Source organism: Streptomyces tricolor, from assembly GCF_002155905.1.
GTDB classification, from domain to species: Bacteria; Actinomycetota; Actinomycetes; order Streptomycetales; family Streptomycetaceae; genus Streptomyces; species Streptomyces tricolor.
The window spans coordinates 1-13,644 of the sequence record NZ_MUMF01000116.1; the positions used below are offsets into that span (position 1 = coordinate 1).

Here is a 13,644-nt window from a genome sequence, read left to right on the forward strand (position 1 = left end):
GCGCGGCGCTCGGCGTCGGTGCGCAGCTTCTCCGCCTCCAGGCGCAGCTGCTCGGCCCGGTGCTCGATCTCGGCGAGGCGCTTCTCGGCCTTCTGCTGACGCGAGGCCAGATCGCGCTCGGACTGCTCGCGGCGCTTGGCCAGGTTGGTCTCGAAGTCCGCGGCGGCCTGCGCGGCCTTGGCGCGGGTCTCCTCGAAGAGGGCGTCCGCCTCCTCGCGCTTGGACTGCGCGTCCTTCTGCGCCTCGGCGCGCAGCTGGGCCGCGTCCGCCTTGGCCTTCTCGACGATCCGGACGCCCTCGTCCTCGGCCTTGGCCTTGCGCTCGGCCGCGTACGCCTCGGCGTCGTTGCGCACCTGCTGGGCCGCCGACTCGGCGAGGTCACGGTGCTGCTCGGCCGCGCGCCGGGCCTCCTCACGCAGCTCCTTGGCCTCTTCCTCGGCCAGCCGCAGGATCTTCTCGACCCGCGCGCCGAGACCCGCGTACGACGGCTCGGCATCCGTGATCTGGGCCTGGGCGTTCTGCGTCTCGAGGTGCAGCTCCTCGATGCGCTTCTCCAGGGCGGTGATGCGGGCGAGAGCGCTGTCACGGTCGGAGACGAGCTTGGAGATACGTTCGTCCACCTGAGCGCGGTCGTATCCACGCCGCACAAGCTCGAAGCCGTAGGGGGAAGTGTCGCTCATGGGGTTCCTGTCGAATGAGACCGGTGAGTGAGGTGATAAGGGGAATCCTAGGGGCCGAAGCGGTGTGTCATCGAGCGGATACGGTTTTGATCTGGAGAATGGCACCTCTTTTGGGTGGCTGACCGTCGGACGGCTTGCCAAGGAGTCGGGCAAAGACCCCAGAAGACACCGGAACGTACCTCTTCCGCTAGTTCTCTGACGACTTGCCACCCGAACGGGGGGCGCCCACCGTGGCGCCCGCCTTGACCCCGCCGTCCTTGCCGGCCGCGGGCGCCTCGAAGGACTCCAGCGCCTCCAGCACGTCCTGGACCCGGGAGATCTCGGCGTTGATGTCCTCGCGCCGGCGCACCAGGATCTCCAGCTCCCGCTTGCCCTCCTCGACCGTGCGCCGGGCCTCGCGGATCGCCTCCGCCTTCAGCTCCTCGGCCTCCTTGATCAGCCTGGCCTTCTTCTGCTCGGCCTCCTTGAGCAGCCCCTCCGCCTTCTTCACCGCGGCGATCCGCACCTTGCCCGCCTCGGAGTTGGCGTCCGAGACCAGCTCCTTGGCCTTCGCCTCGGCCTTCGCCAGCTGCTCCTCGGCGGCCTTGATGAGCGCGTCGCAGCGGTCACCGGTGGACTTCATCGTCTCGGCGGCCTCGCGGCGGGCCCGCTCGTGCAGCTCCTCGATCTCGGTGGTGATGCGGTCGCGCAGCTCCTCCGCGCGCTGCCGGATCGCGGTGGCGTCCCGGCGGGCGCCGACCAGCAGCTCGTCCGCGTCCGTCCGGGCCTTCTCCACCAGCGAGTTGCCCTCGATGGTCGCCTCGGAGACGATCCGCTCGGCCTCGCTGCGGGCCGCGCCGACCATCGTGTCGGCCTGCGACTCGGCGTCCGCCGTGGTCTTCAGCGCCTGCTGCTGTGCCTCGGTGAGCAGCTTGTCGGCCTCGGCCGTGGTCTCCGTGATGAGCTTGTCGACCTGCTCGGCCGCCTCCGAACGCCGCTTGTTGGCGTCCTTGCGGGCCTCGTCCAGAGTCCGCTCCGCCTCCTGGCGCGCGGAGCTGACGAGCCGTTCGGCCTCCGCCTCCGCGTCCGCCTTGAGCCGCTCGGCGTCCGCCCGCACCCGCTCGGCGTGCTGCTGGGCGGAACCGACGGTCTCGGCGGCCTCGGCACGCAGCCGCTCGGCCTCGTCGGTGGCCTCCGCGAGCAGCTGCTCGGCGTTCGCGACGGCCTCCGCGCCGATCCGCTCGGCCTCCGCGACGGTCTCCGTCTGGAGCCGTTCGGCTTCGTTGCGGGCCTCGGTGATGAGGGTGTCGGCCTGGGTGGCGGCGTCGGAGCGGATGCGGTTGGCGTCCTCGCGGGCGTCGGCCCGGGTGCGGGCCGCCGCCTCGGTGGCCTCGGTGAGCGTCTGCGACGCCTCCGTCCGGATCCGCTCGGCCTCGGCGGCGGTCTCGCTCTGGAGCCGCTCCGCCTCGGCGAGCGCCTCCGCGCGCACCCGGTCGGCCTCGGCCACGGTCTCCGTCTGGAGCCGTTCGGCTTCGTTGCGGGCCTCGGTGATGAGGGTGTCGGCCTGGGTGGCGGCGTCGGAGCGGATGCGGTTGGCGTCCTCGCGGGCGTCCGCCCGGGTGCGGGCCGCCGCCTGGTCGGCCTCGGCGAGCGCGTCCGACGCCTCGGTGCGCACCCGCTGGGCGTACTCGCCGGCGTCCGCGCGCAGCCGCTCGGCCTCCGCGATGGCCTCCGCCATCGTCCGCTCGGCCAGCGCCTTGGCGGCCTCCGACTCCTCGTTCGCCTCGCGGCGGATCCGGGAGGCGTCCTCGCTCGCCCGCTCCCGCTCGGCGTAGGCGTCGGCGCGGACCCGGTCCGCCTCCTCCTCGGCCTCCCGCTTCGTCCGGTCGGCCGCGTGCTCGGCGGCCGAGCGCAGCCCGGCGATCTCCTCCTGCGCCTGCTCGTGCAGCCCGGCGACGGAGTCCCGCACCTGCTGTGCGTGCTGCTCGGCGGCGGCCACCATCTCCGTGGCCCGCCGGTCGGCCTCCTCCACCAGCCGGGTCGCCTCGGCCTGCGCCTCCTCCACGCGCTTGCGCGCCGAGGCCAGCAGCTCCTCGCTCTGCTCACGGGCCCGCTGCCGCTCCTGGTCGGCCTCCTCGCGGGCGGCGCCGAGCAGTTCCTCGGCCTCGCGGCGGCGCCGGGCGGCCTCCTCCTGGGCGGCGGCCAGCGTCTCGGACGCCTCGGTGCCCAGCCGCTCGGCGGCGGCCTGCGCCTCGGCGCGCACCCGGTCGGCGGTGTCCTGGGCCTCCGCCTTGAGCCGCTCGGCCTCGGCGGCGGCCTCCGAACGCAGCCGTACGGCGATGGCCTCGCCCTCGGCGCGGGACGCGGACGCGTCGGACGCGGCCTCGGTGCGCAGCCGCTCGGCCTCGGCCTCGGCCTGCTGCTGGAGCGTACGGATCCGCTCGGCGGAGTCCGCGCGCAGCCGCTCGGTCTCCTCGGCGGCCTCCCGGCGGATCCGGGCGGCCTCCTCGCGGGCGTCGGCCAGCGCCTGCTCGGCCGACGCCAGCCGCTCCTGCGCCTCCGTCTGAAGACGGCTCAGTTCCTCGGCGGCCTCGGTGCGGCGGGCCTCGACGGCCTTCTCGGTCTCCTCGCGCAGCTCCCGGGCGGCCTTCTCGGCGTCCGACCGGACCGTCTCGGCCTGCTCGGCGGCCTCGGCGCGCAGCCGCTCGGCCTCCTTGCGGGTGCGCTCCAGGGTCTCCTCGGCCTGCCGGCGCAGGCTCGTGGCCCGCTCGATGGCCTCGGTGCGGACCTTCTCGCTGTCCGCGGTCGCGGTCTGCCGCAGCTCGTCGGCGTCCGCCTTGGCCTTGGCCAGCAGCTCCTCGGCGGACTTGGCCGCCTCCTCGATCTGCGCCACCGCCTCGCGGCGGGCCTCGGCGCGGATCGACTCGCCCTCGGCGACCGCGTCGGCGCGCAGCTGCTCGGCCTCGCCGCGCAGCCGGCGGGCCTCCTCCTGCAGCTCGACCGTCTTGGCGCGGTACTCCTTGGTGTCGTCCTTCGCCGCGCCCTTGAGCTGCTCGGCGATGTCGTGCGCCTCGGCGCGCAGCCGGTCCGCCTCGGCCTCGGCCTCCTTGCGGATGCGCTCGGCCTCCTCGGCGGCGGCCCGGGTGGTCTTCTGGGCGTCCTCGGACGCCTTGTTGAGGACGTCCTCGGCGGTCTTGGCCGCCTTGGACAGCTGGGTGGCGGTCTCCTCGGCGGTGATCGAGCGGGCCTTCTCGGCGGCCTCGGCGACGATCTTCTCGGCCTCGGCCCGGGCGTCGGCGACCAGCTGCTCGGCCTCGGACTTGGTCTGCTCGGCCTCCTTGGTGGCCTCCTCGACCAGCCGGGCGACCTGCTCCTTGGCGGTGCGCGTGCGCGTCTCGTTGGCGGCCTCGGCGCTCGCCAGGGCCTTGGCGGCGGCCTCCTTCGCCTCGGTGACCACCTTCTCGGCCTCGGCCTGCGCCTTGCGCAGCGCCTCCTCGGCCGCGGCCATCCGCTCCTCGGCGGCCCGGCTCAGCTCGGCGGCCTGGCGGCGGGCGGTGTCCGACTCGGTGACGGTCGCCGTACGCAGCTGCTCGGCGTGCTCGGTGGCCTCCTGCGCCTGCGTGGAGGCGGCGTTCAGCAGCCGCTCGGCGTCCGCGCGGGCCCGGCGCAGGATCTGCTCGGCCTCCGCGCGGGCGGCCTCGGCCTCGCTCTGCAGCCGTTCCCGGGCCTGACGGGTCAGCCGTTCGGCCTCCGCGCGGGCGGCGGCCATCGCCTGCTCGGCCTCCGCGCGGGACTCGTCGAGCAGCCGGCGGGCCTGCTGCTCGGTGCGGGCGCGCAGCTGCTCGGCCCAGGCCACGTTCTCGTTGACGTGCGACTCGACGGTGGCCCTGCGCTCGGCCAGCTCCTGGTCGAGCTGCTGGCGCCGGGTCACCGCCTCCTGGTGCAGCTCGGCCTGGAGCCGGGCGGCCTGCTCGGCGTGCTCCTGGAGGATGCGCTGGGTCTGCGCGCGGGCCTGGCTCAGCTCCCGTTCGGCGTCCTGGCGCAGCTGCTCGGCCTGCATCTGGGCGTTGCGGAGCAACTGCTCGGCCTGGTAGCCGATGTCACCCGCGTCGTAGGCGGGCCGGGTCATGAGGGTGCGCCGCGCCTCGTGCAGCTTGGCGCGCAGCACCTCGACCTGGTAGCCGAGGTCCTCGGCGTGCTGGATCGCCTTCTCCCGCTCGGTCCTCAGCCGCTTCATCTCGGCCTCGAACCGAGAGAGGTGGTCGACGTCAGCCGCCGGCTCTCGCTCCTGGCTCTCGTAGCCCCGCACTGCGCGGTCCCATCCGTCCCCTGGTCAGCTTCTCCAACGAGCCTCGTCCTCCGCCGAACGGGGCCCCCGGGGAATGGTGTCAGATCAACGGCGGAGCACGGGCTGCTGCCCCGACGCACGTCCCCCGAAACCCGGACCCCGGCATGCGGTCGACCCGGTTGACGGGACGACCGCCCCCAACCCTACCGGCCCTTATGTACGGGGGTCAGTGCTCAGGTGACTCAACAGGGGCCGAAGTGACCAGTTCTGTCAGAACACCATGGCAGTCCTTGGGGTGCAGGAAGGTGATCCGCGACCCCATGGAGCCGCGCCGTGGCTGCTCGTAGAGCACCCGTACGCCCTTGCCCCGGATCTCCTCGGAGTCGGCGTCCACGTCCGCCGTGCCGAAGGCGATGTGGTGCACGCCCTCCCCGTTCTTCGCGAGCCACTTGGCGACCGTGGAGTCCTCGCGGATCGGCTCCAGCAGCTGGAGGTAGGAGGCGCCGCCGTCCGAGGTCTCGTTGATCTTGAGCATGGCCTCGCGCACGCCCTGTTCCTCGTTGACCTCGGTGTGGAACACCTCGAAGCCGTACGTGGCCCGGTAGAACTCGACGGTCGCGTCGAGGTCGTGGCAGGCGATCCCGATGTGGTCGATTCGCGTCAGCATGGAATCAGTGCAGCGCTCCCGGGGTGGTTACGCAACGTGCGCGCGATCACACCGACAGGCCGGTGACGCCATGTCCAACCGCTCAGTACATTCGAAGTAAACCCTCGTTCACTCCTCGGCTCTGCGCAGCTGGAAGGGGATCGCACCTCATGTCTTCTGGAACGACCAGCTCGGTGATCGTCGCGGGCGCCCGGACGCCCATGGGGCGGCTGCTGGGCTCCCTGAAGTCCTTCTCCGCAGCCGACCTCGGCGGCTTCGCGATCAAGGCCGCCCTCGACCGTGCGGGGATCGGCGGCGACCAGGTGCAGTACGTGATCATGGGCCAGGTCCTGCAGGCCGGCGCGGGCCAGATCCCGGCCCGCCAGGCCGCCGTCAAGGCCGGCATCCCGATGAGCGTCCCGGCGCTCACCGTCAACAAGGTGTGCCTCTCCGGCCTCGACGCCATCGCCCTCGCCGACCAGCTGATCCGGGCGGGTGAGTTCGACATCGTCGTGGCGGGCGGCCAGGAGTCCATGACCAACGCCCCGCACCTGCTGCCGAAGACCCGCGAGGGCTACAAGTACGGCGCGGTCCAGATGCTCGACGCGATGGCCTACGACGGCCTGACCGACCCGTGGGAGAACATCCCGATGGGCGAGTCCACCGAGAAGCACAACACCCGCCTCGGCATCAAGCGCCCCGAGCAGGACGAGATCGCCGCCCTGTCCCACCAGCGGGCCGCCGCAGCCCAGAAGAACGGCCTGTTCGAGGCCGAGATCACCCCGGTGGAGATCCCGCAGCGCAAGGGCGACCCGGTGCTCTTCAGCAAGGACGAGGGCATCCGCGGCGACACCACCGTGGAGTCCCTGGCCAAGCTGCGCCCGGCCTTCACCAAGGACGGCACGATCACCGCCGGATCCTCCTCGCAGATCTCCGACGGCGCCGCCGCGGTCGTCGTGATGAGCAAGGCGAAGGCCCAGGAGCTGGGCCTGACCTGGCTCGCCGAGATCGGCGCGCACGGCAACGTGGCCGGCCCGGACAACTCCCTGCAGTCCCAGCCGTCCAACGCCATCCTGCACGCCCTGAAGAAGGAGGGCCTGGAGGTCTCCGACCTGGACCTCATCGAGATCAACGAGGCCTTCGCCGCCGTCGCCGTGCAGTCAATGAAGGACCTCGGCGTGTCCACGGAAAAGGTGAACGTCAACGGCGGCGCCATCGCGCTGGGCCACCCGATCGGCATGTCCGGCGCCCGGCTCGTGCTCCACTTGGCGCTGGAGCTGAAGCGGCGCGGCGGCGGTGTCGGCGCGGCGGCGCTGTGCGGTGGCGGCGGCCAGGGTGACGCGCTGATCGTGCGGGTACCGAAGGCCTGAGCCCCGCGGGTCTCGTCAGGGTTACGTCGGTGAAGTGAACGGAGCTGTGATGCAGGACGTCTCCTCTCTGGTGGCCCAGGCCAGGGAAGGCCGGCCGCGGGCCGTGGCCCGGCTGATCTCCCTGGTGGAGGGGGCGTCCCCGCAGCTGCGGGAGGTGATGGCGGCACTGGCCCCGCTGACCGGCAACGCCTACGTCGTGGGCCTGACCGGCTCGCCCGGCGTCGGCAAGTCCACCTCGACCTCCGCGCTGGTCACCGCGTACCGCAAGCAGGGCAGGCGGGTCGGCGTCCTGGCCGTCGACCCCTCGTCCCCGTTCTCCGGCGGCGCCCTGCTCGGCGACCGGGTGCGGATGTCGGAACACGCCTCCGACCCCGGTGTCTACATCCGCTCGATGGCGACCCGCGGCCACCTCGGCGGCCTGGCCTGGGCGGCCCCGCAGGCCATCCGGGTGCTGGACGCGGCCGGCTGCGACGTGATCCTGGTCGAGACGGTCGGCGTCGGCCAGTCGGAGGTGGAGATCGCCTCCCAGGCGGACACCTCCGTCGTGCTGCTGGCCCCCGGCATGGGCGACGGCATCCAGGCGGCGAAGGCCGGGATCCTGGAGATCGGCGACGTCTACGTCGTCAACAAGGCCGACCGGGACGGCGCCGACGCGACCGCCCGCGAGCTGAACCACATGCTGGGGCTCGGCGAGGCCCGCGGCCCCGGCGACTGGCGCCCGCCGATCGTGAAGACCGTCGCGGCCCGCGCGGAGGGCGTCGACGAGGTCGTGGAGGCCCTGGAGAAGCACCGGGCCTGGATGGAGGAGCGCGGGGTCCTCGCCGAGCGCCGCAAGGCCCGCGCGGCCCGCGAGGTGGAGACCATCGCCGTCACCGCGCTGCGCGAACGCATCGGCGACCTGCACGGCGACCGCCGCCTCAGCGCCCTCGCCGAGCGGATCGTCGCCGGCGAACTCGACCCGTACCGCGCGGCGGACGACCTGGTCGAGGGCCTGACGCAGGGCTGAGGCCGCCGGCGGTGCTACCTTGACCGGCATGTTCCTCTCCTTGGCGTAGAGCACACCCGGGATCGCGGGGCCACTGTGACGGCCACCGCGCCCCTCGGTGTCCCCTCTCCCGCCTCCCCGGAGGAACTCCCGCGTGTCCACGCACGTTTCGCGGCCCTCGTACGCCGCCGTCCTGCGCGTCCCGCAGGCCCGCCGCACCTTCACCGCCGCCCTGACGGCCCGTCTGTCCTACGGCACCGTCTCCCTGGCCCTGCTGCTGTCCGTCGGCCGGGCCACCGGGTCCTGGGCCGTCTCCGGGACCGTGCTGTCCCTCTTCGGCGCCACGACGGTCCTCCTGATGCCCGTGCGGGCCGCCCTGATCGACTCCCACGGCCCGCGCCGGGCCCTGCTGCCCATGTCGGCGCTGTACGGCGCCCTGCTGACCGTCCTGGCGGCCCTGACCTGGCGTCCGGGCGCGCCGGCCGCCGCGATCGGTCTCACGGCGGCTCTCGCGGGCGGCTGCGCGCCCCCGCTCGGCCCGACGATGCGCGCCCTGTGGTCCGAACTGGTCGCGGACCGGGACCTGTTGCAGCGCGCCTACAGCCTGGACGGCGTCGCCGAGGAACTGCTGTACGTCTCCGGCCCGGCCCTGATCGGCGGGCTCATGGCCGTCGCCCCGCCGGCCGCCGGCATCCTGCTGAGCGCGGCCCTGAACGCGGCCGGCACCTGCGCCTTCGTCGCCTCCCCGGCGATGACCGGCCCCCGCCCCACGTCCCGGAGGCAGCGGACGGCCCCGGTCCCGGGACTGCTGTCTCCGGTCGCGGTCGCCCTGGGCGTGGGGCTGGCCCTCAGCTCCGCCGACCTGCTGGTGATGGCCTTCGCCACGGAACGCGGCTACGACACCGCCCTGGTCCCCTGGGTGCTGGGCGCGCTCTCGGCGGGCAGCGCGCTGGGCGGACTGGCGGGCGGGGCGGTGCGGTGGCGTACGACCGCCCGGACCCGGCTGTGCGGGTTCGCGGCGGCCCTCGGCCTGGTGCTCGCGACGGCGGGCCTCGCCCCGGGCCTGTGGACCCTCGCCGGGGTGATGGCCCTCACGGGCGCCTTCATCGCCCCGGCGCTGACGACGGCGTACCTGCTGGCCGACGAGACGGCGGCGGCGGATTCCCGCACCCGGGCCGGGGCGTGGGTGAACGCCGGGGTGAACGCGGGAAGCTCGGCCGGAGCGCTGGCGGCGGGGCTGCTGATCGGCCGGCTTCCGCTGGAGGTGTGCTTCGCCCTGGCGGGCGGGGTGGCCGTGGCGCCCGCCGTGGTGGTGGCGTGCCGCCGCCGCGGGGTGCGGGCCCGTCGTGGCCGGTCGCGCTGCTCCTCGCGCGCCTGAGGAATCTCCGGCGCCGGGCCGCGCGGCCCACCCCCGCCCTGCTGCCGCACCCCGGGCCGGGAGCCCGGCTCAGGGACGCCCCCGCTGCCCCCTCAGGTGCTCGGCGATCGGCTTGAGCGCCTTGTCCAGCTCCATCAGCGCGTCCGGCGACAGCAGGTCGATGAAGTGCCGCCGGACCGACGCGACGTGGTGCGGCGCGACCTTCTGCATCGTCTCCATGCCGTGCTCCGTGAGCACGGCGTACAGGCCCCGCCGGTCCGACTCGCAGTTCTCGCGGCGCACCAGGTTGGCGTTCTCCATACGCGTGATCTGGTGCGAGAGCCGGCTCTTGGACTGCAGGGTGGCGGAGGCGAGGTCGCTCATCCGCATCCGCACGTCTTCCGACTCGGACAGGTTCACGAGGATCTCGTAGTCGTTCATTGTCAGGCCGAACGGTTGCAGATCCTTTTCGAGCTGGTACGTCAACAGCCTGTTGACCTCCAGGTGGGTGCGCCAGGCGCACTGCTCCGCATCGGTCAGCCAGCGCGTGGCCGTCTCGGTCTCCATGAATGAAGTCTACCTAAGAAGTTGAATGACGAACTACTTCGGGTGGTGTGACAGTGCGCACGCGTTCGACGTCACACTCCGCAGACTACCGCTCACAGCCCGAAGCGACGCTGGAGGTCCCCCAGCTGTCCGGGAAGGCGCGGTGCGCCCGACGATTGCGGACCGTGTCCGCCCGGTGCCGTTCCGCCACCTCCGGGGACCCCCGGTTCGGGCGGAACCGACCCCGTCGCCACCTCGTCCATGAGGGTCTCCGTCGACTGCAGCAGGACCGTCCCGGCGCCCACGAACTCGAACTGGTGCTCCTCGCCGGAGGCCCCGCCGAGGCCTGTCATCGCACGTAGACCGCCCAGTACACCCGCCATGTACCCATGGTCGTAGTGATGGCACGGGGACGGGCAGTCGGCCCACCCGACGAGCGCCTGCGGGTCGACCCGGATCGGAGGTTCCATGAACACCACCGGACCGTTAGATGCGGCCACAAACTTTCCGGTTCCGATAAGGGTCAGAAAACCCGGCACGATCGATTGTTTCAGTGCGAGACTTGGCTGAAAAGCGAGCAGATTGCCCGCGCGAATGGTCAAGTTCCCGTCGTCCAGATCGTAGGAGTTGACGTCGAAGGCCCGGTCGGCCAGCAGCATCTTGCCGGAGCCCGCCGCCACGACCCAGTCGCTCGCGTGCAGTGGCGAATGGAAGGACGTACGGACAAGTCGGTCGAGTCGCCCGTGCCCGATGCCGTTGAACTCGATCGCCCCGTAGTAGGCGATCATCTTCCCCTTCTGCAGGAACCACTGCCCGTCCCTCAGCTCGACGCAGAAGGTGTAGCCGTTCACGTTGTCGTCGGCGGGCAGCGTCACCGGGTCGTACACGACCGGCCCGGCGCCCGGAGTTCCGTAGGTGCTCACAGCTTCTCCTCCGAGGCCTGGACGTAGACCGTGCCGTGGCCGCTCAGTTCCAGCTGGAAGGCCTCGCCGGAGCCCCGGCCCACCATCTCGCGCCAGCCGAGCGCGGTGGACAGCTTGTTGCGGACCTCGCCGTGGTGGGCGACGTAGGCCTGGGGGTCGACATGGACCGGGCGCTGCGGGGTGACCGGGATCTCGAAGACGCCGCCGTGCGCCATCACCGCCACCGCGCCGTGCCCCTGGAGGGTCGTGGTGAACAGGCCCTGCCCGGTCACCTGCCCCCGCACCAGGCCCATGACCCCGCCCTGCGCGCCCAGGAACATCGTGCCCTGCCGCAGTGTGCCCTCGAAGGCGAGCAGCCGGTCGGCCTCGACGCAGAGGGTGTCGCCGGAGAGGGTGATCACATGGACGTGGTGGCCGCCGTGCCCGAAGAAGACCGTGCCGCTGCCCTCCACGGTCATCAGCGGGGCCGCCTCGCCGGCCACCCGGCGCCCGATCATGGACATCAGGCCGCCCTGGCCGCTCTGGACGTTGGGGGTGAAGGACACCTCGCCCCGGTAGGCGAGCATCGCCCCGCGCTGGCTGAACAGCCGCTGCCCCGGCGCCACGGTCGCCTCGACCATCTTGGAGTTGATCTCTCGGAAGGTCATCTCACACGTCCCCCGCGATCGTGTTCCGCTCGCTCGGCTGCACGTACACCAGTCCGTCGCCCTCGAAGCGGATCTGGAACGCCTCGCCGCCGCCCTCGCCGACGAGGGTGCGGAAGGTCACACCGGACTGGAAGGTCTGCCGGACGTCGCCCTGGTGGGCCACGTAGGCGCCCGGATCGACGATCAGCGGGTACTGCGGGCTGACCCGCAGGACGACCGCCGGCCCGTCGGAGACGATCGCCGCCTGGCCGTGTCCCTCCACCGTCGTCGTGAACAGGCCGTTGCCCTGCGAGGCCCCGCGCAGCCCCGTGAACGTCGTGCCCGTCCGCAGCCCCGCGTCCGTCGCCAGCAGGTTGCCCGCCTCGACGTACAGCTTGTCGCCCTGGAGTCTGACCAGGTTGATCTCGGACGCCCGGTCCGCGAACCAGCACGTCCCGTGCCCCTTCACCTCCATCACCGTCATCTGCTCGCCGGTGAGCCGCCGGGTCACCATCCCGCGCAGCCCCTCGCCGCCACCGCTCAGCTTCTTGAAGGTCATCTGCCCGTCGTACGCGACCATCGAGCCGTTCTTCGCCTTGACGGCGTCCCCGGTCATGTCGACGGCGAGCACCTTGCTCCCTTGGAGTCGGAACATCGCCACGAAGCGAACGTAGCGGCGCCGCGGGTGGACGGAACAGGGCCTGTCGGTGGATACCGGCCCTGAGCGCACCCCTACGGGCGCCGTTTGCCACAATGGCCGGGACGCTTGTGCTTCAGTTCACAAGCTGATCACGCGAACGCGCCCTCAGCGACCCTCCCACCGAAGGTGACCCGTGGACCTCAAGACAGCCTCCGCCATCCGCCGCCTCCGACTGATCTCCGTGCCGGAGGGCATCTCCTGGATCGTTCTGGCAGCCTGCACCGTCATCAAGTACACCGTCGCCTCCGGCGTCGACGTCGCCCCTGTGCTGGGTCCGATCCACGGCGTGCTGTTCGTCCTCTACGTGCTCTTCTGGGCGGACGCCTGGAACCGCGCCAAGTGGAACGCGGGCAAGGCCGCCCTGTACTTCGCCTACTCGATCATCCCCGGCGGCGGCTTCATCATCGAGCGCAAGCTGCGCCGTGAGGCCGAGGACGCCGTCATCGCCGCTCGCGCCCGCAAGGAAGGAGTCGTGAACGCATGATCGTCGCCTTCTCCGTGACGCCCCTCGGTGTGGGCGAGGACGTGGGGGAGTACGTCGCCGACGCCGTGCGCGTGGTCCGCGAGTCCGGCCTGCCCCACCGCACCGACGCGATGTTCACGTCGATCGAGGGCGAGTGGGACGAGATCATGGACGTCGTCAAGCGGGCCGTCGCCGCCGTCGAGGCGCGCGCCCCGCGCGTCTCGCTCGTCCTCAAGGCCGACCTCCGGCCCGGGGTGACGGACGGACTCGCCTCGAAGGTGGAGACCATCGAGCGGCACCTCGCCCAGTAGCGCGTCCCCCGGCGAAACCCCGGTCCTCAGGGCCGGGGTTTTCCCGTCCCCCGACTTTGAGCGGTCGCTCAAAAGGGTGTACGTTCGGCGGCAGATGATTTGAGCACTCGCTCAATCACCATGCTGACCGGGGGATCACATGGGGCTGTACATAGAGACACACATCCGCGCCGACCTCGACGAGCTGTGGGCCCGCACCCAGGACCCGGCCCGGCACCAGCGCTGGGACCTGCGCTTCACCGAGATCGCCTACCTCCCGCGCGCGGAGGGCGCACCGCAGCGGTTCCGGTACGCCACCCGCGTGCTGCCGTTCCTCACGGTCTCCGGCACCGGCGTCGCCGCCGGCGAGAAGGAGCGCCCCGACGGCACCCGCACCTCCGCCCTGCGCTTCGCCTCCCCGCACCCCCTGTCCCTGATCGCCGAGGGCAGCGGCTACTGGCGATACGTCCCCGACGCCCACGGCGTCCGCTTCCTCACCGGCTACGACTACCGCCCCCGCTGGGGACCCCTCGGCGCCCTCGCCGACCGCCTGCTGTTCCGCCCCCTGATGGGCTGGGCCACCGCCTGGTCCTTCGACCGGCTCCGGCTCTGGCTGGAGCGGGGGATCACCCCCGAGCGGGCCCTGGCCAACTGGCTGGCCGAGCTGGCGGTCCGCGCGCTCGTGCTCGCCGGCTGCCTGACCGGACTCGTCGGCGGCTCCCTCCCCGGCCTGCTCGGCCCCCTCGCCGACGCCACGGCCTACCTCTGCCCGCTGCTGCTGGTGATCGGCG

General features: G+C 72.4%; 13 protein-coding genes. 6 read left to right on the forward strand and 7 right to left on the reverse strand.

Annotated features, from left to right (window positions below):
- The 3 genes from CCN44_RS09835 to mce all read right to left on the reverse strand — a co-directional run.
- The coding region (locus CCN44_RS09835; RefSeq protein ID WP_086697391.1) for a coiled-coil domain-containing protein at positions 1–680 on the reverse strand (680 nt) is incomplete at its 3' end.
- A 187-nt stretch (positions 681–867) separates the two neighbouring features.
- Positions 868–4,968, reverse strand: a complete 4,101-nt coding sequence (scy, locus tag CCN44_RS09840) for a polarized growth protein Scy (RefSeq protein WP_059252634.1) — start codon at positions 4,966–4,968, stop codon at positions 868–870.
- A gap of 205 nt (positions 4,969–5,173) precedes the next feature.
- On the reverse strand, positions 5,174–5,614 hold the full coding sequence (mce, locus tag CCN44_RS09845) for a methylmalonyl-CoA epimerase (RefSeq protein ID WP_059252635.1): 441 nt from the start codon (positions 5,612–5,614) through the stop codon (positions 5,174–5,176).
- Positions 5,615–5,763: 149 nt separating this feature from the next.
- Between mce and CCN44_RS09850 the strand changes: the two genes are divergently transcribed.
- The 3 genes from CCN44_RS09850 (at position 5,764) to CCN44_RS09860 (ending at position 9,326) form a co-directional block, all read left to right on the forward strand.
- Positions 5,764–6,963 carry an acetyl-CoA C-acetyltransferase gene (locus CCN44_RS09850; RefSeq protein WP_059252636.1) on the forward strand — a complete coding sequence of 400 codons (1,200 nt, stop codon included), beginning with the start codon at positions 5,764–5,766 and terminating at the stop codon, positions 6,961–6,963.
- 49 nt (positions 6,964–7,012) lie between these two features.
- On the forward strand, positions 7,013–7,969 hold the full coding sequence (gene meaB, locus CCN44_RS09855) for a methylmalonyl Co-A mutase-associated GTPase MeaB (protein ID WP_059252637.1): 957 nt from the start codon (positions 7,013–7,015) through the stop codon (positions 7,967–7,969).
- Positions 7,970–8,102: 133 nt separating this feature from the next.
- Entirely contained in the window at positions 8,103–9,326 is a 1,224-nt protein-coding gene (locus CCN44_RS09860) for an MFS transporter (protein WP_237481708.1), read from the forward strand.
- A 69-nt stretch (positions 9,327–9,395) separates the two neighbouring features.
- On the opposite strand, the gene CCN44_RS09865 is transcribed toward CCN44_RS09860, so the two are convergent.
- The 4 genes from CCN44_RS09865 to CCN44_RS09880 all read right to left on the reverse strand — a co-directional run bounded on the left by CCN44_RS09865 (position 9,396) and on the right by CCN44_RS09880 (position 12,055).
- Positions 9,396–9,872, reverse strand: coding sequence for a MarR family winged helix-turn-helix transcriptional regulator (locus CCN44_RS09865; protein WP_059252639.1), 477 nt, complete (start codon positions 9,870–9,872; stop codon positions 9,396–9,398).
- A 92-nt stretch (positions 9,873–9,964) separates the two neighbouring features.
- Positions 9,965–10,774 carry an AIM24 family protein gene (locus CCN44_RS09870; protein WP_059252640.1) on the reverse strand — a complete coding sequence of 270 codons (810 nt, stop codon included), beginning with the start codon at positions 10,772–10,774 and terminating at the stop codon, positions 9,965–9,967.
- Positions 10,771–11,421 carry an AIM24 family protein gene (locus CCN44_RS09875; RefSeq protein ID WP_059252641.1) on the reverse strand — a complete coding sequence of 217 codons (651 nt, stop codon included), beginning with the start codon at positions 11,419–11,421 and terminating at the stop codon, positions 10,771–10,773. Before CCN44_RS09875 ends, CCN44_RS09870 begins: the two co-directional genes overlap by 4 nt.
- 1 nt (position 11,422) lies before the next feature.
- Complete coding sequence (locus CCN44_RS09880) at positions 11,423–12,055, reverse strand: AIM24 family protein (protein ID WP_059255239.1); 633 nt, start codon at positions 12,053–12,055, stop codon at positions 11,423–11,425.
- 178 nt (positions 12,056–12,233) lie between these two features.
- Here CCN44_RS09880 and CCN44_RS09885 point away from each other — a divergent pair, with 178 nt between their 5' ends.
- The 3 genes from CCN44_RS09885 to CCN44_RS09895 form a co-directional block, all read left to right on the forward strand.
- Entirely contained in the window at positions 12,234–12,584 is a 351-nt protein-coding gene (locus CCN44_RS09885) for a DUF3817 domain-containing protein (RefSeq protein WP_059252642.1), read from the forward strand.
- Positions 12,581–12,874 (forward strand): MTH1187 family thiamine-binding protein, encoded by a 294-nt coding sequence (locus tag CCN44_RS09890; protein WP_086697392.1) that lies wholly within the window; start codon positions 12,581–12,583, stop codon positions 12,872–12,874. Before CCN44_RS09885 ends, CCN44_RS09890 begins: the two co-directional genes overlap by 4 nt.
- A 139-nt stretch (positions 12,875–13,013) precedes the next feature.
- Positions 13,014–13,644 (forward strand): hypothetical protein (locus CCN44_RS09895; protein WP_086697393.1); only part of this gene is annotated, 631 nt, incomplete at its 3' end.